Genomic DNA, 19,828 nt, shown 5'->3' on the forward strand with positions numbered 1-19,828 from the left:
GCTCAACCAACCTGACCGACGGCGGAAGCGATGGCAACGACCCCTGTGCACGAAGGCCTTTCGCACCACGGCCCCGACGTCCCCGCCTCCCCCTGTGAGGAGGGGGTGCGCCAGTACGGTGCTCCTTCGTATGTGACGGGGACCATGTGCCCCGCCTCACCGGATGCGTAAGGCCCGGACCCGGTTCGATCTCTTACACAGGGGTCCGGTTGTGCACTGGGTCACGCGTCCTCGAAGCCCACGGGCGCGTCGAAGGCCGCACGGCGCGTGGCCCGGCGCAGGGCCTTGAGCACGGTGGGCCCCACGGTGAGGGTGGCGACGACCGTGACGAGCGCGCGGGGCAGGTCCCAGCCCAGGGAGGTCGCCAGGCAGTACGCGACGAAGCGGGCGAGGTTCTCGGGCAGCGGATCGCCGGGCACGAAGGCGACGCCGGAGACGAGGGAGCCGATGTAGGGCCAGCCCTGCAGGTTCATGACCGTCCCGTAGAGGACGGACGCCACGGCCCCGTACCCCGCGAGCATCACGGGCTCGCGCCGCCCCCGCAGCCGGTCCGCCCCCGGCAGCAGCCCCGCACCCATGGAGACCCAGCCCATGGCCAGCATCTGGAACGGCATCCACGGCCCGACCCCGCCGGTCAGCAGAGCGGACGCGAACATCGACACCGCCCCGAGCACAAACCCGAACCCCGGGCCGAGCACCCGCCCGGCCAGCACCATCAGGAAGAACATGGGTTCGATGCCGGCCGTCCCCGCCCCGAGGGGCCGCAGCGCCGCCCCCGCCGCCGCGAGGACGCCGAGCATGGCGATGGCCTTGGCGTCCAGCCCCGCGTCGGCGATCGTCGCCACGACGACGGCGAGCAGCAGCGGCAGCAGCGCCGCGAACAGCCACGGGGCGTCCCGCGAGTGCGCGAGGCCGGACGCGGAGCCGGCGAGCAGGGGCCAGCCGAAGGCGGCCACGCCGATCAGCGAGACGAGCGTGAGGGCGACCACGGACCTCGGCCCGAGCCGTACCGCCCGCGCCTGGCGGTCCGTGCCGGGGGCTCCGCCCCCGGACCCCCGGTCCTCAATCGCCGGACGGGCTCGATGGTTGCCCGGACCGGCGGAAAATCCAGCCCGTCCGGCGATTGAGGACAAGAAACGGTGAAAGGGCGGGGCAGGGGCAGATTCCCGGCGCGACGGCAAGAAGTGACGCTTCACGACGCCTCCCCCAGAGCGGCCCGCACCTGCGGCACCGTGAGCCACGGCAGCGGCGCCAGCACCTTGGCCACCTGCGGAGCGAAGGCGGGGGACGACATCACGACCTCCGTCGTCGGGCCGTCGGCCACCACCTCGCCCTCGGCGAGGATCACCACCCGGTGGGCGAGCTCCGCCGCCAGCTCCACGTCGTGCGTGGCCAGGACGATCGCATGGCCCCGGCCCGCCAGGTCGCGGAGGATGCCGACGAGGCGGGCCTTCGCCGCGTAGTCGAGGCCGCGCGTCGGCTCGTCGAGGAGGATCAGCGGCGGGCGCGCCGTGAGGACCACCGCGAGCGCGAGCGCCAGGCGCTGGCCTTCGGACAGGTCGCGCGGGTGCGTGGCGTCCGACACGTCCGGGAGCAGCTCGCCGACCAGGCCGCGGCAGGTGCCGGGCGCGGCGCCCGCGTCGTGGTCGGCCGCCGCGCACTCCGCGGCGACGGTGTCGGCGTAGAGCAGGTCGCGCGGCTCCTGCGGGACGAGGCCCACGTGCCGCAGCAGCTCGCGCGGGCCCGTACGGTGCGGTACGGCGCCGCCCACGTGCACCGAGCCGCGCGCCGGCCGGTGCATGCCGACGAGCGTGCGCAGCAGCGTGGACTTGCCGGCGCCGTTGCGGCCCATGAGGGCGACGGTCTCCCCGCCCTGCACGGACAGGCCGATGTCACGCAGCGCGTCGACGTGGCCGTGCCGGACGGCCAGGCCGTCCACAGCTGCGGCGGCCACGGCTGGCGCCGCGGCCCGCCCGGCCCCGCGCAGCAGCCGGGCCCCGCGCGAGCGCGGAGCCGGCTCCCGCGGACCGGCGGCCGGGGCAGGGGCCCCGTCCGGCGGGGTCAGCGGCGCCAGCCGCTCCCGCAGGGGCCCCGCCCTGCGGCGGGCGTCGCGTACGGACAGCGGCAGCGGCGACCAGCCGGCGAGCCGGCCGAGGCCCACGACCGGCGGGTGGACGGGGGAGACCGCCATGATGTCGGCGGGCTCGCCGACGACGGGCGCCGCACCGGGGGCGGGCAGCAGGATCACCTGGTCCGCGTACTGCGCCACGCGCTCCAGCCGGTGCTCGGCGAGCAGCACGGTGGTGCCCAGGTCGTGGACCAGCCGCTGCAGCACGGCCAGCACCTCCTCGGCGGCCGCCGGGTCCAGCGCCGACGTCGGTTCGTCCAGGACCAGCACCTTGGGATGCGTGGTCAGCACGGACCCGATGGCGACGCGCTGCTGCTGGCCGCCGGAGAGGGTGGCCAGGGGCCGGTCGCGCAGGGGCGCGAGGCCCAGCAGGTCAAGGGTCTCCTCGACGCGGCGGCGCATGGTGGCGGGCGGTACGCCCAGGGACTCCATGCCGTAGGCGAGCTCGTCCTCGACGGTGTCGGTGACGAAGTGGGCCAGGGGGTCCTGCCCCACGGTCCCCACGACGTCGGCCAGCTCGCGCGGCTTGTGCGTACGCGTGTCGCGCCCGGCGACAGTGACCCGCCCGCGCAGGGTGCCGCCCGTGAAGTGCGGCACGAGCCCGCTGACGGTGCCCAGCAGTGTCGACTTGCCGGCCCCGGAGGGGCCGACCAGCAGGCACAGCTCGCCCTCGGGAACGGTGAGATCGACGCCGGCCAGCACGGGCACCGGCGCCCCGTCATAGCAGACGGACACCTGCTCGAACCGGATCACTGGGGGGTCTCCTTGCGGGGCTGGGTGGGCTTGTCGGCGGGTGCGCCGGAGGCGCCGGGTGGGCCGGGGGCCTCGGCGGGTCCGGCACCGCCGGGCTGCACGGTGGGGGCCGGGCGCTGTCGCGGCGGGGAACGATGCCCCTGTCCCGCCCTTTCACCGTTTCCCCGGGCTACGCCCCGGACCCCGTGCGCCCGGGGTCCCGCCGCCCCCGGTTCCGGGGCCACGGGCGCGCGGCCCGTTCCCGGCCCGTCCAGGACCCGCCTCGAAAGCGCCGGTACCGGCGCCACGAAGGCCGGAACCAGCCCGATCAACAGCGAAGCCGCAGGCCACAGCGGCAGCGTCGGGGCCGTCAGCGGGACGGCCGGCGGATGCAGGGCCTCCGGGGCCCAGGAGCCGGCCCGGATCATCAGGGCCGCCACCGCCGCGCCCGAGGCGGACACCAGCCAGGCCCGCGCACCCCACCGGTCGGGACGGTAGCGCGTACGGACCGTCCGGCGGCCGCCGAGACGGAGCCCGGCCAGCGCGGCCGCCAGGCCCGCGGCCAGCAGCGGCAGCCCGTATCCGGCGCCCGCGTCGCCGAGCAGGCCGTACGTGCCCGCGCAGACACCCAGCAGGCCGCCCAGCGTCAGCGCACTCGTCGTGCGGCGCACGGCCGGGGGGACCTGAGCCGTGCGGCCGTAGCCGCGGGCATCCATGGCCGCCGCCAGCGCCACGGAACGTTCCAGCGCCCCCTCCAGCACTGGCAGCCCCACCTGCAGCAGGGCCTTCGTGCCCCGGTCCGGGCGGCCGCGCAGCCGTCGCGCAGCACGCAGCCGCTGCACGTCCGCGACGAGGTTCGGGGCGAACGTCATCGCGACGACGACCGCCACGCCCGCCTCGTACAGCGCGCCCGGCAGGGACTTCAGCAGCCGGGCCGGGTTGGCGAGGGCGTTGGCCGCGCCCACGCAGCCCAGCAGCGTGGCCAGCTTCAAGCCGTCGTAGAACGCGAACACCAGCCCTTCGGCGGTCACGCGGCCGCCGATGCGCACCCCCCGTGCCCAGTCCGGCAGCGGGACCTCGGGAAGGGTGGCGAGGACGTGCGTGCCGGGGATCGGTGAACCGAGGACGATCGCGAAGACCAGCCGGATGCCGATGACGGCCAGGCCCAGCTTGAGGAACGCCCCGTACGAGCGCGCCCACGGCGCGTCCGTGCGGCGCGCCGCGACGACGTACCCGGCGACGGCGACGAGCATCGCCAGCAGCAGCGGGTTGGTGGTGCGGGAGGCGGCGGTGGCCAGGCCCAGGGCCCAGACCCACCACGCGCCGGCGTGCAGCGCGGACGCGCGTACCGCCGACGGCGGCCCCACCGCCGCCCGCACCCCACTCGCCCGGCCTGTCCGGCTCATTCCGCCGTCCCGCTCGTCCGGCCTGTCCGGCTCATGCCGCTCCCCGCCGCCCTGCTCATCCCGCCCGTCCGGCTCATTCCGCCCGTCCCGCCGCCCTGCTCGTCCCGCCTGTCCGGCTCATTCCGCTGGTCCCGCCGCCCTGCTCATCCCGCCCGTCCCGCCGCCCTGCTCGTCATACCCGCCCCGCCCACTCCGCTCGCCATACGTCGGCCCGCCCCTCCCACTCGTCCGGCCTGGCCGGCTGTATCCGGCCCGCAGGCGCCACTCGGGCCGCCCGCGCCACTCACGCTGCTCGGCCTGCTCGTCCGGCCCGACGTGCTGCCGCGCCCGGCACGCCGCCGGTATCCAGCCGGCAGGCGCCACTCGGGCCGCCCGTGCCGCCCGCGCTGCTCGGCCTGCTCGTCCGGTCCGCCGCGCCTGGCAGGCGGGTGGTATCCGGCCGGCAGGCGCCACCCGGGCCGCCCGCGCTGCCCGGCCTGCTCGTCCGGTCCACGTTGCCCGGCAGGCGGGCGGTATCCGGCCGGCAGCCGGCCACTCGGGCCACTCGCGCCACCCGTGCCGCCCCGCCGCTCATCCGGCCCGTCAGCCGTACCCGGCGCGTACGGCCCGTACGCCCTAGCCGCGCCATCCGCAATGCTGCCCCGCCGCTGGTCCGCGTCGGCGCCCGCGCCCGGGCCCGTGCCGCCCGCACCGTCGCTCATCCGCGACGGCGCCGCCGCGTCTGCCACACCGCCGCGGCACCGAGCACGGCCACGACCGCGATGCCGCCGATCAGACCGGCGGACGGGCCGCCGTCACCCTTCTCCTCCCGCGGGGCGTCCTTCTTTCCCTCGGCGGGAGCCCCGCTCTTCGTCTCCTGGCCGCCGTCGACCTTCTCCCCGCACCCGGACTTCGGATACCCGGCGATCGCACACAGCAACGCGTCGGAGTTGTAGCGCAGCGGCTTCGCGACCGCCGCGAGCGCCTCGGCGGCGCTCGCGTCCGTGGCGACCTGCGCGCAGGCCGTACGGGCCGCGGGCGGGCTCTCGCCGGACGGGGCGTCGGCGGCCGTGCCGAAGTCGAGGACTACGGCGACGCGCTTGGCGCCCTCCTTGGCGGGCGTACGGCCGCACACCGCCCCGAAGCCGGCCGCCGCACGCGGCTTCGCGGCGTCCGCGGAGTCCTTGCTCACCGCGAAGCGGAAGCCGACGATCCCACCGTCGCCGGGGCGCAGCGTGGCCGGGCCCTGGGTGGCGTAAGCCCATTCCTGCGCGGAACCGGCCGCCTGCTGCCAGAACGACCAGTAGCGGTAACCGTCCGCGTGGGCGGGTGCCGCGCCGAGCACGGCCAGCAGCCCGGTGAGTGGAACGGTGAGCAGAACGGCACCCACGCGGGTGCCCACGCGGGTGCCCCTGTGGGTCACAGCTGGGTCTTCTTCTTGCGGCCGCTCATCAGGAAGCCGACGCCGACGCTCGCGACGAAGAAGACGGCGACGAACCACCAGACGCCGAAGCCGCCCTCGCTGTCCTTCTTCTCCTGGTCCTTCTCCTTCCCGGAGGCCGAAGCGGCAGCCTCCGGCTTCGGGCCGGTCTCGTTGAGCTGCGCCACCAGGTCGCTGCCGCCGAAGTCGCGCGGGTCGCCGCCCGCCGCGTGCGTGGCCAGGATGAGCTTGGCGAGCTTGCCGGGGTTGCCCTTGGCCCACTCGGCGGTGCCGCTCTCCTTCGACCGCAGCCACGACAGCGGCTTCCCGGCGGCCTCGCGGTGGCCGCCCGCGGCGAGGGCGAGGGCGGCGTCGGCGGTGTTGCCCTGGTCGGGCTTGGCCGGGGCGCCGGGCATGGAGGGCATGAGGTAGCCGCCGTTCTTGGCGAGCGCCCCGGAGAGGTAGCCGTCCACGGCCTCGGCGGCGGCCGCGGCGTCCTTGGGGCGCGCCTTGTCGTCGGCGGAGCAGTCCAGCGGCTTCAGGGGCTCGTCGGAGCCCTTCTTCAGTGGGTCGACCAGGTAGCCCTTGCCGCGCGTGGCGAGGCCGGCCGCGGCGCTGGCGAGGTTGTCGGCGCGCAGGCTGTCGTTGTCCTTCAGATACGAGAAGGCGCCGCGCTCGTCCTCCTTCGCCTCGCAGCCGAGCTGGAAGCCGAGCAGCGCCTCGACGGGGTTCCTGCCGTTCTTGACGGCGGCCTTCGCCGGGTCCTGCCCCGCCGCCGCGAACGCGCCGACGGCGATGGAGGTGGAGTTGGCGTCGGTGGGGCTGCCGGCCTGGTAGCCCCAGCCGCCGTCGTCGTTCTGGTGGGCCTTGAGCCAGTCGAGGCCCTTCTTCACCGCCTCACCGCGCCCGCCGACGGCCGCGAGGCCCTGTACGGCGGCGGCGGTCGCGTCGGTGAACTCGTCCTTCTTCGCGTCGCACGCCTTGGCCGTGTCGGCCCGGTAGCCGGGGAAGCCGCCGTCCGCGCACTGCTGGCCGGCGAGCCAGTCGACGGCGGAGTTCGCCGGGCTCACGCCCATGGCGTCCTGCGCGAGGAAGGCGAGGGACTGCCGGAACACACCGTCGAACTTCGGGTCACCCGTGCCGTAGAGCCCCGGCGCGGCCGGGGACGGCGAGCCGTCGGCGAGGGCGGCGGGGGCCGCGGCCACGCCCAGGACGGCGGCGGTGGCCAGGGCGGCGGCGCCACGGCGCGCGTGGACGGCGAAGGAGGGGGCCATGGAGTGGTGCCTCTCGGTGGGTTCCCGGCGGGGTGGCCGAGGGTCGCTCTGTCGGGGGCTGAACACTTTATCCGGCCCATTTCCGGCGGCTCATACCGCCACGTACGTGCACAGGCGGCGCCGCGCGCACCCCCGGGCACGGCGGGTGCGGCCATGCGCGCGGCAATGCCTGCCGCCGCCCGCCTTCCGGCGCCCGGCCCCAGCCACTACAACGGAACCCGGCAGTAATTCTGATGCGCTGTCAGGTGTGCTGGGAGGCAACCGCGATGGGCGAACTCATCGAGTACGGACACCTTTTCATCGGCGGCGTGCCCGTCGAACCCGCCGCCGGCCGGGGCGGGGACGTCATCGAGGTCGTCTCGCCCCACACCGAGGCCGTCATCGGGCGCGTCCCGCACGCCTCGCACGCGGACGTCGACCGGGCCGTGGCCGTGGCCCGCGCCTCCTTCGAGTCGGAGGTGTGGTCCGGGCTGCCCCTGGACGAGCGGATCGCGGTGGTCACCCGGATCAAGGACGGGATCGCGGCCCGGTACGAGGAGATCGCCCGGGTCATCTCCGCCCAGAACGGCTCCCCCTACTCCTGGAGCCTCCTGGCCCAGGCCCTCGGCGCCGTGATGGTGTGGGACTCCGCCATCGCCGTCGCCCGCGGCTTCCCCCACGAGGAGCGGCGGGCCGGCGTCCTCGGGCCGCTGCTCGTCCGGCGGGAGCCGGTGGGCGTCGTGGCGGCCGTGGTGCCCTGGAACGTCCCCCAGTTCGTGGCGGCGGCCAAGCTGGCGCCCGCGCTGCTGGCGGGCTGCTCGGTGATCCTCAAGCCGTCCCCGGAGACGCCCCTGGACTCCTACCTCCTCGCCGAGATCGTCACGGCCGCCGGCCTGCCCGAAGGGGTGCTGTCGATCCTGCCCGCGGGCCGGGAGGTCAGCGAGTACCTGGTCGGCCACCCCGGCCTCGACAAGGTCTCCTTCACCGGCTCGGTCGCGGCCGGCCGGCGCGTCATGGAGGTCGCCGCCCGCCGGCTGACCCGGGTCACCCTCGAACTGGGCGGCAAGTCCGCCGCCATCGTCCTGCCGGACGCCGACCTCGACGCCGCCGTCGCCGGCATCGTCCCCAGCGCCTGGATGAACAACGGCCAGGCCTGCGTCGCCCAGACCCGCGTCCTCGCCCCCCGCTCCCACTACGCCGAGATCGCCGAGCGCCTCGCCGCCGCCGCGTCCGCGCTGGTCGTCGGCGACCCCCTCGACCCGGCCACCCGGGTCGGCCCGCTCGTGGCACGGCGCCAGCGGGAGCGCTCGCTCGACTACATCGCGCTCGGTCAGCGCGAGGGCGCCAAGGTCCTGACGGGCGGCGGCCGGCCGGCCGGGAAGGACAAGGGCTGGTACGTCGAGCCGACCCTGTTCGGCGACGTCACCAACACCATGCGGATCGCCCGCGAGGAGATCTTCGGCCCGGTCGTCTGCCTCCTGCCCTACGAGGACGAGGAGGAGGCGGTCCGCATCGCCGACGACTCCGATTACGGGCTCTCGGGCAGCGTCTGGACGAGCGACGTCGAGCGCGGCATCGGCATAGCGCGCCGGGTGCGCACGGGCACGTACTGCGTGAACACCTTCAGCCTGGACATGTTCGGGCCGTTCGGCGGCTACAAGGACTCCGGCCTGGGGCGCGAAGGCGGGCCCGAGGGCTACGCCGAGTACCTGGAGCAGAAGACGATCCACCTGCCGGCCGGATACGGATACGGGGACGGGGACGGGGCCGGGGCTGCCGGGGCCGGTGGCGGTGGCGGTGGTCGCGCCGACGACGGCCGGGGCGGCGAAGGGGGCGGCGCGTGACGGCAGGGGAGCGCTGGCGGGTGTCGGTCGACCGGGCGCTGTGCGTCGGCTCCGGCCAGTGCGCGGCCATCGCGCCCGGAGCGTTCCGGCTGGACGAGGCGCGGCGCTCGCACCCGGTGGCCGAGGAGACGGACGCGTCACAGGCGGTACTGGACGCCGCCGAGAGCTGCCCCGTCGAGGCGGTGACCCTGCGCGGGACCGGCACGGGCGAGGCGGTGTTCCCGCCGGAGGAGTGACGTCGGCCTTCTGGTCCGGACATTTGTTTACTCATGCGTTCCGCACGGACTGTTCGTGACACGTGTGACTGTCCCGGCCCTCTGCGGCGTGGAAATCTCTTCCCGTCGCAGCTGAGGGGGTCCGATGGACAAGCGGTACGAGGTCTACTGCCTGGCGGACAGGCACTTCTACGAGATCCCGGACCGGCTGTCCGCCGTGGCGGAGGGCCGCGGGCAGAGCACGCTGTTCGAGACCGCGCGCCGCCCCGTGCCGCAGGGCTGGAAGAGCGCCCGCAGCGGGGACTGGCTCAACCTCACGCCCGTCGACGACACCGGGGCCCCGCGCGCCGGGCAGCCGCCGCAGGGCTGGAAGGTCCACGTGTCCGCCACCGCGAGGACCGCGGACACGACGGCCGCCGCCGTGTGGGACTACTGCGTGCCGCGGGCCATCCCGTTCAAGTTCGTCCCGGCCCCGCACCAGCTGCACCTGCGCAACAGCAAATACGCCGCCCGCGACGGCAGCGGAAAGTTCGTCACCGTCTACCCGGCCGACGAGGACCAGCTGCACACGGTCCTCACCGGCCTGCACGAGCTCCTCGCCGGCGGACCGGGTCCGTACATCCTCACCGACCTGCGCTGGCACGAGGGCCCGCTCTACGTACGCTACGGCGCCTTCGCCCGCCGCTACTGCGCCGACGCCAAGGGTGCCCTGGTCCCCGCGATCGAGGACCCCACCGGCACCCTCGTGCCGGACCTGCGCAACCCGGCGTTTCAGACGCCCGAGTGGGTGTCCCTGCCCGCCTTCCTGGCGCCCCACCTGGCCGCCCGCAACGCCACCACCGTCGGTGAGCTGCCCTACCGGATCGAGAAGGCCCTGCACTTCTCCAACGGCGGCGGCGTCTACCGCGGCACCGACACCCGCGACGGAAGCGCGGTCGTCCTCAAGGAGGGCCGGCCGCACGCCGGGCTCGCCGCCGACGGCGCCGACGCGATCGCGCGCCTGGAGCGGGAGAAGGACGCGCTGGAGAAGCTGTCCGGGCTCGGCGTCGCCCCCGGCGTCCGGGACTGGTTCAGCGTCGGGGACCACCGCTTCCTCGTCATGGACTTCGTCGAGGGCCGCCCCCTGAACTCCTTCTTCGCCGAGCGCCACCCGCTGCTCTCCACCGAACCCGACCCGGGTGCGATCGCCTCCTACACCGGTTGGGCGCTGCGCATCCACCGGGCCGTCGAGGAAGCGGTCGGGGCGGTGCACGCCAGGGGGGTGGTCTTCAACGACCTGCACATGTTCAACATCCTGGTCGCGCCGGACGAGCAGTCCGTCACCCTCATCGACTTCGAGGCCGCGGCGGCCGCCTCCGAGCACGGCCGGCAGGTCGTCGCCCACCCGGGCTTCGTCGCCCCGCCGGACCGCACGGGCACCGACGTCGACCGCTACGCCCTCGCCTGTCTGCGCCTCGCGCTGTTCCTGCCCGCCACGACGCTGTTCGCCATCGACCGGGCCAAGGCCGCGCACCTGGCGGGCATCATCGCCGAACACTTCCCCGTCCCGGGCGAGTTCCTCGACGAGGCCGTCGCCGAGATCACACGTGACCTGGACGCGGATACGGACAGGGCGGGGGAGCCGGTGTCCGAGCCGGAGTCGGTGCCGGAGCCGTCAGGAGGGCCCGGCCCGTCCGGACGGGGCGTGATACCGGATGACCGCGCCGGGAGCGCCGCCGCACAAGGGGCCGGGAGCCGTCGCCCGCGCGGCCTGCCCGGGGACCTGCCCGAGCCCGGCGACTGGCCGCGCAGCCGGGACTCCATGATCCGGGCCATCCTCGCCTCCGCCACGCCCGAGCGCGACGACCGGCTCTTCCCGGGCGACGTCGCGCAGTTCTCCGACGGCGGCGGCCTGGGCCTGGCGCACGGCGCGGCCGGAGTGCTCCACGCCCTGGCGGAAGCCGGTGCCGAGCCCTACGAAGAGGGCGAGAAGTGGCTGCTCGACCACATCGATCCGGTGCCGCCCGGCACCCCGCTAGGCCTCTACGACGGCCTCGCGGGCGTCGCCTACGCCCTCCACCGCCTCGGGCACACCCAGCGCGCCCTCGACGTCACCGGCTCCCTGCTCGCGGAGAAGTGGCAGCGCCTGGCCCCCGGCCTGCACGGCGGCCTGGCCGGCATCGGCCTGCTCCTGGACCACCTCGCCGGCGCCACCGGCGACCGCACCCTGCACGAACGTGCCGTGGAAGCGGCGCAGTTGCTCGCCGACCGGCTCGCCGCCGGCCGCGCCGCCCCCGCCGCGAAGCGCCGCGCCGGTCTGATGCACGGCGCCACCGGCTCCGCGCTGCTCTTCCTCAGGCTCCACGAACGCACCGGTGCCCCCGCCCTCCTCGACCTGGCGGCCACCGCCCTGCGCACGGACCTCGAACGCTGCGTACGCACACCCATCGGCTCCCTCGACGTGGACGAGGGCTGGCGGACCATGCCGTACCTCGGCGACGGCAGCGTCGGCATCGGCGCGGTGCTCGACGACTACCTCACCCAGGTCCCCGGCGGTGCGGACGACGAGGACCTCACCGAGGCCCGCGACGCCATCCTCACCGCGGCCCGCTCCCGCTTCTACGCCCAGCCCGGCCTCTTCCAGGGCCGCGCGGGCATGGTCTGGCACCTGAGCCGCACCGCCGCGCCGGGCGTCACCCCGGAGCACGTGGCCCAACAGATCTCCGCCCTGTCCTGGCACGCCATGCCCTACCGGGGCGAACTGGCCTTCCCCGGACACCAGATGATGCGGCTGTCGATGGACCTCGCCACCGGAACGGCCGGCTGCCTGCTCGCCCTCGCCGCCGCCCTCGACGGCGACCACCGGTCCGTACAGCTGCCCTTCCTGCCGCCCTTGCGGGCGCCCCAGAGCCGGTTCCACCGCGTTGTGGAGCCGTGACCCAACCAATCCGTCACATTTCGTCCCCATGAAAGGAAGAACCATGGCGCTTCTCGACCTGCAGAGCATGGAATCCGACGAGCTGTCCCACGGCGGAGGCGGTGGCGGCGGCAGCAACGTCAGCCTTCTCCTGTGCTGGAGCACGGCCAGCGTCGCGCTGTGCCTGTGATCCACACTCGCGGGTAACCGCTCGCTCCTGGTGGGCTCTTCCCGAGGGGAGGGCCCACCGGGCCGTCGCGGAGCGACGGAGGTCCGGCCGTCGGTCCGACTCACGAGGTCCACCACCATGGTTGTCACGGCCCCGCACCACGAGCCGAGCCCGGCGCCGGCCGCCCGCGCCGGCCGCCGGGTCATGTCCGGCGCGCTGCGGCACAGCGCCGGCCGTACCGTCGCCCTCGCCCTCATCGCGACCGCGAGCACCGTCGCGGCCCTGTTGCTGCCCGCCGTCCTCGGGCACACCCTCGACCTGCTGCTCGCCCGGCGCGGCGGCGACGCGAGCCGGTGGGTGCTGCTGTGCGCGGGCCTCGTCTGCGTCCCCGCCCTGCTGGACGCGCTCGACGAACTGCTCACCGCCACCACCGCCGCGCGGACCACGGCATGGCTTCGCCACCGCGCACTGCGGCACGTTCTCGCGGCGGGCCCGCGGGCCACCGCCCGGATACCCGTCGGTGACCTCGTCACCCGCCTCGTCGGCAACGCCGCCCATGCCGGTACCGCCCCCGCGTCCCTCGCCGGGACCGTGGCCGCCTTCGCCGGGCCCGTCGGCGGCATCGTCGCCCTGGCGCTGATCGACCCCTGGCTCGCCGTGGCCTTCCTCGCCGGGGCCCCCGTGCTCGCCCTGCTGCTGCGGTCCTTCGCCCGTGCCTCCGCCGACAGCCTCACCGGGTACCAGCGGCTCCAGGGCGAGCTCGCCGGGCGCCTGGTCGAAGCCATGGGCGGCGCCCGGACCATCGCCGCCGCTGGTACGGCCGACCGCGAACGGGCCCGCATCCTCGAACCGCTGCCCGGCCTCGCGCGCCACGGACACCGCATGTGGAAGGTGCAGGGCCGTGCCACCGCCCAGGCCGCGACGCTCGTACCGCTGCTGCAGATCGCCGTCCTGGCCGTCGCCGGGCTGGAATTGTCGCGCGGCAGGCTGAGCGTCGGCGACTTGCTGGCCGCCTCCCGTTACGCCGTGCTGGCGGCGGGTGTCGGCGCGCTCGTCGGCCACCTCAACGCGCTCGTGCACGGTCGCACCGCCGCGCGCCGCCTCGCGGAGGTCCACTCCCTCACCCCCACCCCGTACGGGGCCCGGCACCTGCCGCCCGGCGACGGGACGCTGCGCCTGCGCGGTGTGAGCGCGGCGCGCGGCGGCCGGCAGGTCCTGCACGACGTGGACCTGACGGTGCCGGGCGGCACCACGCTGGCCGTCGTAGGCCGCTCGGGCACCGGCAAATCGGTGCTCGCCGCCGTCGCCGGGCGACTTGCCGACCCGGACGCCGGCGAGGTCACCCTCGACGGCGTCGCCCTGCGCGACCTCGGCCACGAGGAGTTGCGCCGTGAGGTCGGCTACGCCTTCGAACGCCCGGCGCTCCTCGGCGGCACGATCGGCGGCACCATCGCCTTCGGTTCCTTCACCCCCGGGCCCGCCCTCCTGACGGCCGCGGCCCGCGCCGCCTGCGCACACGATTTCGTACGCCGCCTGCCCGACGGCTACGACACCCCCTGCGCGGCCGCCCCCCTCTCGGGCGGCGAGACTCAACGCCTGGGCCTGGCCCGCGCCTTCGCCCACGCCGGCCGGCTGATCGTCCTCGACGACGCCACCTCCAGCCTGGACACCGTCACCGAACTGAAGGTGGCCGAGGCCCTCCTGCACGACGTCGCCGCCCGCACCCGCATCATCGTCGCCCACCGCCCGTCGACGGCGGCCCGCGCCGACCGCGTCGCCTGGCTCGACGCCGGCCGCATCCGGGCCGTGGGCCCCCACGACGAACTCTGGCGACTCCCCGAATACCGGGCGGTGTTCGACGAATGACGCCGCCGAACACGACGCCCGCCCGGCCACCCCGGCGAGCCGCACCGCCCGCAGTCGGCCGGCGGACAGCGACTGCTCACGGCGCCGGCCGCTGCCGGCGGGAGCGGGGAGGTTCTCACCGCCGCGACGGTGTGTCGTGCGCCGGTGCGGCCTGGCGGTGCCGTGCCGATCGGGTGGGGTGGGGGTCGGTGCCTTGGCCGGGCGGGCCGCGAGGTTTTGACCGCCGCGAGGGCGTGTCGTGCGCCGGCGGGTTCCGGCGGTGCCGTGCCGGCTGGAACGGGTGGGGGTCGGTGCCTTGGCCGGGCGGGCCGCGAGGTTCTCACCGCCGCGACGGTGTGTCGTGCGCCGGCGCGTTCCGGCGGTGCCGTGCCGATCGGGCGTGGTGGAGGCCGGTGCCTTGGCCGGGCGGGCCGCGAAGTTTTCACCGCCGCGAGGGCGAGTCGTTCCGCGGCGGGTTCCGGCGGTGCCGTGCCGGCCGGAACCGGACGCCCCCGGCGGCGCCCGCCGCGGACCGCGAGTGGCCGAGGAGGCCGTCATGACCCCAGCCGCCACACCGGCAGTGGCCGCGGCACCGGCACCGGCCGGCTTCCGCCAAGGGCTGACGTTTCTGCTGCGGCGCCGGCGCGTGCTCGTGGGGCTCGCCGCGTGGTCGGCCGTCGAGGCCGTGCAGACCTTCGCCACCGGGTACGCCCTCGCGCGGGCGCTGGACGCCGGGTTCCTGGCGGGGCACGCGGTGACGGGGCTCGGCTGGCTGGCGGTCGCGGCCGTCGCCCTGGTGATCGGGGCCTACGGCACCGGACGGACGTACGGGGGCGTGGCCGCGCTCGTGGAACCGTTCCGCGACGCCCTTGTGCGGCGCGTGGTGACGCAGGCCCTGCGGGACGGCGACAGCGCGGCGGTGTCCCGGCTCACGCATCAAGTGGAGATCGCCCGCGACGCGTTCGCGGGCCTGGTGATGGTGGCGCGCTCCTTCGTCTTCACGGCCGCCGGAGCCCTGGTGGGGCTCTTCCTGCTGGCTCCCGTGCTGTTGGCGGTCGTCGTGCCGCCGCTCGTGCTCGGCCTGGTGCTGTTCCTCGCGACGCTTCGGCCGATGGCCCGCCGCCAGGAGGCGTTCCTGGCCGCCGACGAGGCCGTGGCGCAGTCGCTGGGCGAGGTCTGCGCCGGCCTGCGCGACATCGCCGCGAGCGGGGCCGAGCAGCGGGCCCGCGCGGAGACGGGCGCTCTCGTCGATGCCGAGCTGCGTACTGCGAACGCTCTCGCCCGCTGGTCGGTCGTACGCGTCGGGGCGCTGGCCGTCGCGGGCCGCTTCCCCGTCGTCCCGCTCCTGGCGGCCGCACCGTGGCTCCTGGACCACGGCGTCTCACCGGGCGCGCTCGTGGGAGCCCTCACGTATCTGACGCAGTCCCTGCTCCCCGCCCTGCAGAGCCTCATCCACGGCCTGGGAGCGAGCGGCGCCCGCCTGGCCGTGGTGGTACGCCGCCTGACCGCCCCGCCCCCGTCCCCCGCCGAGGCGTCGGACCCGGCCCGGGGTTCGTGTCGAGCCCCCGGCTCGCACTCGGCCCCGCACTTGGCCGGGACACCGGCCCCGCCCCAGGCTGCGCCCCCGGCCGAGGCCCCGTCCGAGGCCCCGGCCCCGCCCGACACCTCGTCCCCGGCCCGGGGTTCGTGTCGAGCCCCCGGCTCGCACTCGGCCCCGCACTTGGCCGGGACACCGGCCCCGCCCCAGGCTGCGCCCCCAGCCAAGGCCCCGGCCCCGCCCGACACCTCGTCCCCGGCCCCGTCCGAGGCCCCAGCTGAGGCCCCGGCCCCGCCCGACACCTCGGCCCCGGCCCGGGGTTCTGGCCCAGCCTCCGGTTCGCAACTTCCCGCCCACCCGGCCCAGGTACCGGCCCGGACCGACTTCGCGCCCCCGGCCCCCGCCAGGATGGCCTCGGCCCCCGTCACCCCCGCCCTCGCCGTGGAGCTGCGCGGTGTCACCTTCGGGTATGGCGCGCACGCCGAGCCCGTCGTGCGGGAGCTGGACCTGACCCTCCCGGCCGGCACGCACCTGGCGGTCGTCGGGCCCAGCGGCGTGGGGAAGTCGACGTTGGCCGGGCTGATCGCGGGGCTGCTGGAGCCGTGGGCCGGCGAGGTGGCCGTGGGCGGGGTGGCGGCCCGGGACGGAGGTGCGGTGGGGCGGCGGGTGCTGATCCCGCAGGAGGCGTACGTCTTCTCCGGCACCCTCGGCGACAACTTCCGTTACCTGCGCGAAGGCCCTGTCCCCGACCATGAGGTCATGGCCGCCGCCGAGGCGATCGGCGCCGGCGGGCTCGTACGGCGACTGGGCGGCGGCGGACTGGACGCAACCGTCGTGCCGGGCGAGCTGTCGGCGGGGGAGCGGCAGCTGATCGCGCTGGTCCGCGCGTATCTCTCACCGGCCCGCGTGGCGCTGCTCGACGAAGCGGCCTGCCATCTCGACCCGGCCGCCGAGGCGCGCGCCGAGCGCGCCTTCGCGGCGCGTCCCGGCGGCACTCTCGTCGTGATCGCTCACCGCGCGGGTTCGGCCCGGCGCGCGGATCGCGTACTGGTCATGGACGGGCCCGGCACCGTCGCCGGAACGCACCGGGACCTCCCGGCGCGTTCGGCGCTCTACCGGGACCTCATGGGCGCGCAGACGGGCGCGCAGACGGGCGCGCAGGGCGCGCAGTGCTCACAGCCGGCCGACCCTCCTCACCCACCCGGCCTCTCGCACCCACCCCCACCCGGCCTCTCACACCCACCCCGCCACGCGCGAGATGCGGATCGCGTCGACACGGTTGCGGGCCCCGGTCTTGCGGTTGATCGCGGCCATGTAATTGCGCACGGTCCCGTTGGACAGGTGCAGGCTCCGGGCGATCTCGCCGACGGAGGCACCCTCGGCCGCGAGTGACAGCACGCTTAACTCTCGGCGGGTCAGCGGTATCTCGGCCGCCTGGAGGAAGCCGAAGCCGAGCGACTCGTCGATGTAGCGTTCCCCCTTCGCCACATGCCGTATGCCCTCGACGAGCCGGTCCGGCGAAGCGTTTTTGCTCAAGTACCCCAACGCTCCGACCTCGTAGGCCCGGCGCAGCGGCCCGGGACGCCCGGTGGTCGCCAGCGCGAGCAGCGCGGTGGGCCCGCCGTCGTCACGACATCGGCTCCCCAGTTCCCCGATACCGCATTCCTCGCCCGCGTGCGGGCTGTCCATGTCCACCACGCACACATCGGGCCGCAGGGCCCGGGACGTCGCGAGGGCGCCGGGCCAGGAGGCCGAGGACACCTCCAGGTCCGGCTCTCTGCCGATCAGTACCGCCAGAGCCATGCGCAGTAGATAGGTGTCGTGTATCAGTAGAACTCGGGTCACGTGTGTATCTCCCCGCTCCGTGTAGCGAACCACCTCGGGCACGTCGATAAATTCATACCGGCGCCGCCCACTGTCAGGGGGGCGGATACCCCGTCCACGGGGGGCGCAACGACGTGGGAGGACCGCCGCGCCCGCCTCGGCTGCGGGTGCCTTGCGCCCTACTGACCCTCTCCTACCGGCATGCGCCGGCGGCCGTCGGCGGGCGGCCGATGAGTCCGCAGACCGTCTCGATGTCGATCTTCACCTGGGCGATGGACGCCCGTCCCGACAGCCAGGTGATCAGGGCGGAGTGCCAGGTGTGCTCGATGACGCGTACGGCCGACAACTGCTCGGGGGTGGGCGGGCCCGCCGGGCCCATGGCGTCGAGGATGATCGCCGTGGTGAGCCGGGAGACCGTGTCGACCTCGGCGCTCACCGAGCGGTCGGCGAAGGTCAGGGCGCGCACCATCGCGTCGGCCAGGTGCGGCTCGCGCTGCATCGCGCGGAATGCCCGCATCAGGGTCTGGGCCACGCGGGCCGCCGGGTTCTCGTCGGTCGGCGGGCGCTTGCGCAGCGTCTCGTGGAGGTGCTCCAGCTGGTCCTGCATGGTGGCGACCAGCAGATGGATCTTCGAGGGGAAGTAGCGGTAGAGGGTGCCGAGCGCGACGCTGGAGGACTCGGCGACCTCCCGCATCTGCACGGCGTCGAAGCCGCCGCGGCACGCCAGCCGGGTCGTGGCGTGCAGAATGCGGCGGCGCCGGTCCTCCTGACGTGCCGTCAAGGGCGCGGCGGGGGTCAGGGGTGCGACAGATGCCATGGCCGACTTGGGTTCCGTCGTCATATGTCCGTATGTCCCATTCCGTGGCGTTCCATCCAGCGGCGCCTGTGCGGCCCGGACGGCACAGCATGGCAGGGGTCGGGTTGGTGGCGCGAATCACCCGGCACGGCTGTTTCGGCCCTCTGACATGCCGGTAGATTCAAGCCTCTGACGACCCGGTCTGAAACTTGTTCTAGATTAGCGCGACCCGTTACGCTCCGGCGGAACAGCCAGTGAGAAGGAGGCCGGAGTGACCGCTGAGGCCACGGAGGCATCGCTTACGCGAGACCGCAGCAGCCTCCGGGACAGGGGTGGCGACGACCGTCCGTTGCGCATCGCGCTGCTCACCTACAAGGGCAACCCCTTCTGTGGCGGTCAGGGCGTATATGTACGCCACCTCTCCCGGGAACTCGCCCGCCTCGGCCACTCCGTCGAGGTCATCGGCGCCCAGCCCTACCCCGTCCTGGACGACGTGAAGGGCGGGGACGACATGAAGGGTGGGGAGGACGGGGAGGACGGGGAGTACGTGCGCAGCGGCTACGCGAGAAGCGGCGTGCCGCGGAGTGCGGCCGGCGGCGTGCGGCTGACCGAGCTGCCCAGCCTCGACCTCTACCGCCAGCCCGACCCCTTCCGAACCCCCAGGCGCGAGGAGTTCCGCGACTGGATCGACGCGCTGGAGGTCGGCACGATGTGGACCGGCGGCTTCCCCGAGCCGCTGACGTTCTCGCTGCGCGCCCGCCGCCACCTCGCCGCGCGCCGCGGCGACTTCGACGTCGTCCACGACAACCAGACCCTCGGCTACGGGCTCCTCGGCGGGCCCGGCGTCCTCGGCGCCCCCCTGGTGACCACCATCCACCACCCCATCACCGTCGACCGGCAGCTGGAGCTGGACGCGGCGCAGGACTGGAAGCGCCGCGCCTCCGTGCGCCGCTGGTACGGGTTCACGCGGATGCAGAAGCGCGTCGCCCGGCGGCTGCCGTCCGTGCTCACGGTCTCCGGATCCTCCCGGCAGGAGATCGTCGACCACCTGGGGGTGCGTCCCGGCCGTATTCACGTCGTCCACATCGGCGCCGACACCGGCCTCTTCTCGCCGGACCCCGCCGTCGCGGAGATACCCGGCCGGATCGTCACCACCTCCAGCGCCGACGTCCCCCTCAAGGGCCTCGTCCACCTCGTGGAGGCGCTGGCCCGCGTCCGGGCCGCCGGCAACCCCGGCGCCCACCTCGTCGTCGTCGGCAAGCGTGCCGAGAACGGGCCGGTCGCCACTGCCATCAAGCGGCACGGGCTCGAAGGTGCCGTCGAGTTCGTCAAGGGCATCACGGACCCCGAACTCGTCGGCCTGGTCCGCTCGGCCCAGATCGCCTGCGTGCCGTCCCTGTACGAGGGCTTCTCCCTGCCGGCGGCCGAGGCCATGGCCACGGGCACCCCGCTGGTGGCCACCACCGGAGGCGCCATCCCCGAGGTCGCCGGGCCCGACGGCGAGACGTGTCTCGCCGTCCCGCCGGGGGACGCGGACGCGCTGGCCGCCGCGCTGTCCCGGCTGCTCGGTGACGCGGACCTGCGCCGGCGCCTGGGTGCAGCGGGCCGGCAGCGCGTACTCGCCAAGTTCACCTGGCACCAGGCGGCGATCGGGACGGCCGAGCACTACCGTGAGGCGATGGCCCGAGCCGGTGCCATGCGGCCGGCCGGCAGGCGCGGCTAGTGGCCGGCACGGACTGTTCCCCTTTCCGCCCTTTCACCTCCCCCGGCCACCGCCGGGAGGT

Annotated in this window: 13 protein-coding genes and 1 pseudogene; 7 read left to right on the forward strand and 7 right to left on the reverse strand. The window is 75.1% G+C overall.

Annotated elements, in window-relative coordinates; genetic code table 11:
• Window positions 1–221 precede the first annotated feature (221 nt).
• From AB0F13_RS24300 to AB0F13_RS24320, 5 genes are all read right to left on the reverse strand, one after another.
• On the reverse strand, window positions 222–1,067 hold the full coding sequence (locus AB0F13_RS24300; RefSeq protein WP_362086243.1) for an ECF transporter S component: 846 nt from the start codon (window positions 1,065–1,067) through the stop codon (window positions 222–224).
• Between the two features lie 125 nt (window positions 1,068–1,192).
• The gene (locus AB0F13_RS24305; protein WP_362086074.1) at window positions 1,193–2,881 is read right to left on the reverse strand and encodes an ATP-binding cassette domain-containing protein; all 1,689 of its coding nucleotides are present in this window, start codon (window positions 2,879–2,881) and stop codon (window positions 1,193–1,195) included.
• Entirely contained in the window at window positions 2,878–4,266 is a 1,389-nt protein-coding gene (locus AB0F13_RS24310) for a CbiQ family ECF transporter T component (RefSeq protein WP_362086077.1), read from the reverse strand. Before AB0F13_RS24310 ends, AB0F13_RS24305 begins: the two co-directional genes overlap by 4 nt.
• Window positions 4,267–4,963: 697 nt before the next feature.
• Window positions 4,964–5,668: an SCO2322 family protein gene (locus AB0F13_RS24315; protein WP_362086080.1), complete on the reverse strand. Its 705-nt coding sequence runs from the start codon at window positions 5,666–5,668 to the stop codon at window positions 4,964–4,966.
• Complete coding sequence (locus AB0F13_RS24320) at window positions 5,665–6,939, reverse strand: prenyltransferase/squalene oxidase repeat-containing protein (protein WP_362086083.1); 1,275 nt, start codon at window positions 6,937–6,939, stop codon at window positions 5,665–5,667. The genes AB0F13_RS24315 and AB0F13_RS24320 overlap by 4 nt, the downstream gene beginning before the upstream one ends.
• A gap of 266 nt (window positions 6,940–7,205) precedes the next feature.
• Here AB0F13_RS24320 and AB0F13_RS24325 point away from each other — a divergent pair, with 266 nt between their 5' ends.
• From AB0F13_RS24325 to AB0F13_RS24350, 6 genes are all read left to right on the forward strand, one after another.
• On the forward strand, window positions 7,206–8,762 hold the full coding sequence (locus AB0F13_RS24325) for an aldehyde dehydrogenase (RefSeq protein ID WP_362086085.1): 1,557 nt from the start codon (window positions 7,206–7,208) through the stop codon (window positions 8,760–8,762).
• The gene (locus tag AB0F13_RS24330) at window positions 8,759–8,998 is read left to right on the forward strand and encodes a ferredoxin (RefSeq protein WP_362086088.1); all 240 of its coding nucleotides are present in this window, start codon (window positions 8,759–8,761) and stop codon (window positions 8,996–8,998) included. The genes AB0F13_RS24325 and AB0F13_RS24330 overlap by 4 nt, the downstream gene beginning before the upstream one ends.
• Before the next feature lie 124 nt (window positions 8,999–9,122).
• The gene (lanKC, locus tag AB0F13_RS24335; protein ID WP_362086091.1) at window positions 9,123–11,894 is read left to right on the forward strand and encodes a class III lanthionine synthetase LanKC; all 2,772 of its coding nucleotides are present in this window, start codon (window positions 9,123–9,125) and stop codon (window positions 11,892–11,894) included.
• 43 nt (window positions 11,895–11,937) lie between these two features.
• The gene (locus AB0F13_RS24340; protein WP_362086094.1) at window positions 11,938–12,063 is read left to right on the forward strand and encodes a SapB/AmfS family lanthipeptide; all 126 of its coding nucleotides are present in this window, start codon (window positions 11,938–11,940) and stop codon (window positions 12,061–12,063) included.
• 183 nt (window positions 12,064–12,246) lie between these two features.
• The gene (locus AB0F13_RS24345; RefSeq protein ID WP_362086246.1) at window positions 12,247–13,908 is read left to right on the forward strand and encodes an ABC transporter ATP-binding protein; all 1,662 of its coding nucleotides are present in this window, start codon (window positions 12,247–12,249) and stop codon (window positions 13,906–13,908) included.
• 535 nt (window positions 13,909–14,443) lie between these two features.
• Window positions 14,444–16,816 carry an ABC transporter ATP-binding protein gene (locus tag AB0F13_RS24350; protein WP_362086097.1) on the forward strand — a complete coding sequence of 791 codons (2,373 nt, stop codon included), beginning with the start codon at window positions 14,444–14,446 and terminating at the stop codon, window positions 16,814–16,816.
• Here the strand turns inward: AB0F13_RS24350 and AB0F13_RS24355 are convergent.
• Both AB0F13_RS24355 and AB0F13_RS24360 read right to left on the reverse strand, forming a co-directional pair.
• Window positions 16,742–17,227 (reverse strand): annotated as a pseudogene (locus AB0F13_RS24355) (response regulator transcription factor); the annotation flags it as partial. The gene AB0F13_RS24350 and the pseudogene AB0F13_RS24355 overlap by 75 nt on opposite strands.
• 214 nt (window positions 17,228–17,441) lie before the next feature.
• Window positions 17,442–18,089 carry a TetR family transcriptional regulator gene (locus AB0F13_RS24360; protein WP_362086100.1) on the reverse strand — a complete coding sequence of 216 codons (648 nt, stop codon included), beginning with the start codon at window positions 18,087–18,089 and terminating at the stop codon, window positions 17,442–17,444.
• 304 nt (window positions 18,090–18,393) lie between these two features.
• Here AB0F13_RS24360 and AB0F13_RS24365 point away from each other — a divergent pair, with 304 nt between their 5' ends.
• Window positions 18,394–19,767, forward strand: coding sequence for a glycosyltransferase family 4 protein (locus AB0F13_RS24365; RefSeq protein ID WP_362086103.1), 1,374 nt, complete (start codon window positions 18,394–18,396; stop codon window positions 19,765–19,767).
• Window positions 19,768–19,828 lie beyond the last annotated feature (61 nt).

This window comes from Streptomyces sp. NPDC026206, from assembly GCF_040638465.1.
In the GTDB taxonomy this organism is placed as follows: domain Bacteria; phylum Actinomycetota; class Actinomycetes; order Streptomycetales; family Streptomycetaceae; genus Streptomyces.

Coding starts and splice junctions, on each gene's coding strand:
- AB0F13_RS24340 (WP_362086094.1), top strand. CDS start 11,938: ATGGCGCTTCTCGACCTGCAGAGCATGGAATCCGACGAGCTGTCCCAC.
- AB0F13_RS24350 (WP_362086097.1), top strand. CDS start 14,444: ATGACCCCAGCCGCCACACCGGCAGTGGCCGCGGCACCGGCACCGGCC.
- AB0F13_RS24360 (WP_362086100.1), bottom strand. CDS start 18,089: ATGACGACGGAACCCAAGTCGGCCATGGCATCTGTCGCACCCCTGACC.
- AB0F13_RS24320 (WP_362086083.1), bottom strand. CDS start 6,939: ATGGCCCCCTCCTTCGCCGTCCACGCGCGCCGTGGCGCCGCCGCCCTG.
- lanKC (WP_362086091.1), top strand. CDS start 9,123: ATGGACAAGCGGTACGAGGTCTACTGCCTGGCGGACAGGCACTTCTAC.
- AB0F13_RS24345 (WP_362086246.1), top strand. CDS start 12,247: ATGTCCGGCGCGCTGCGGCACAGCGCCGGCCGTACCGTCGCCCTCGCC.
- AB0F13_RS24325 (WP_362086085.1), top strand. CDS start 7,206: ATGGGCGAACTCATCGAGTACGGACACCTTTTCATCGGCGGCGTGCCC.
- AB0F13_RS24310 (WP_362086077.1), bottom strand. CDS start 4,266: ATGAGCCGGACAGGCCGGGCGAGTGGGGTGCGGGCGGCGGTGGGGCCG.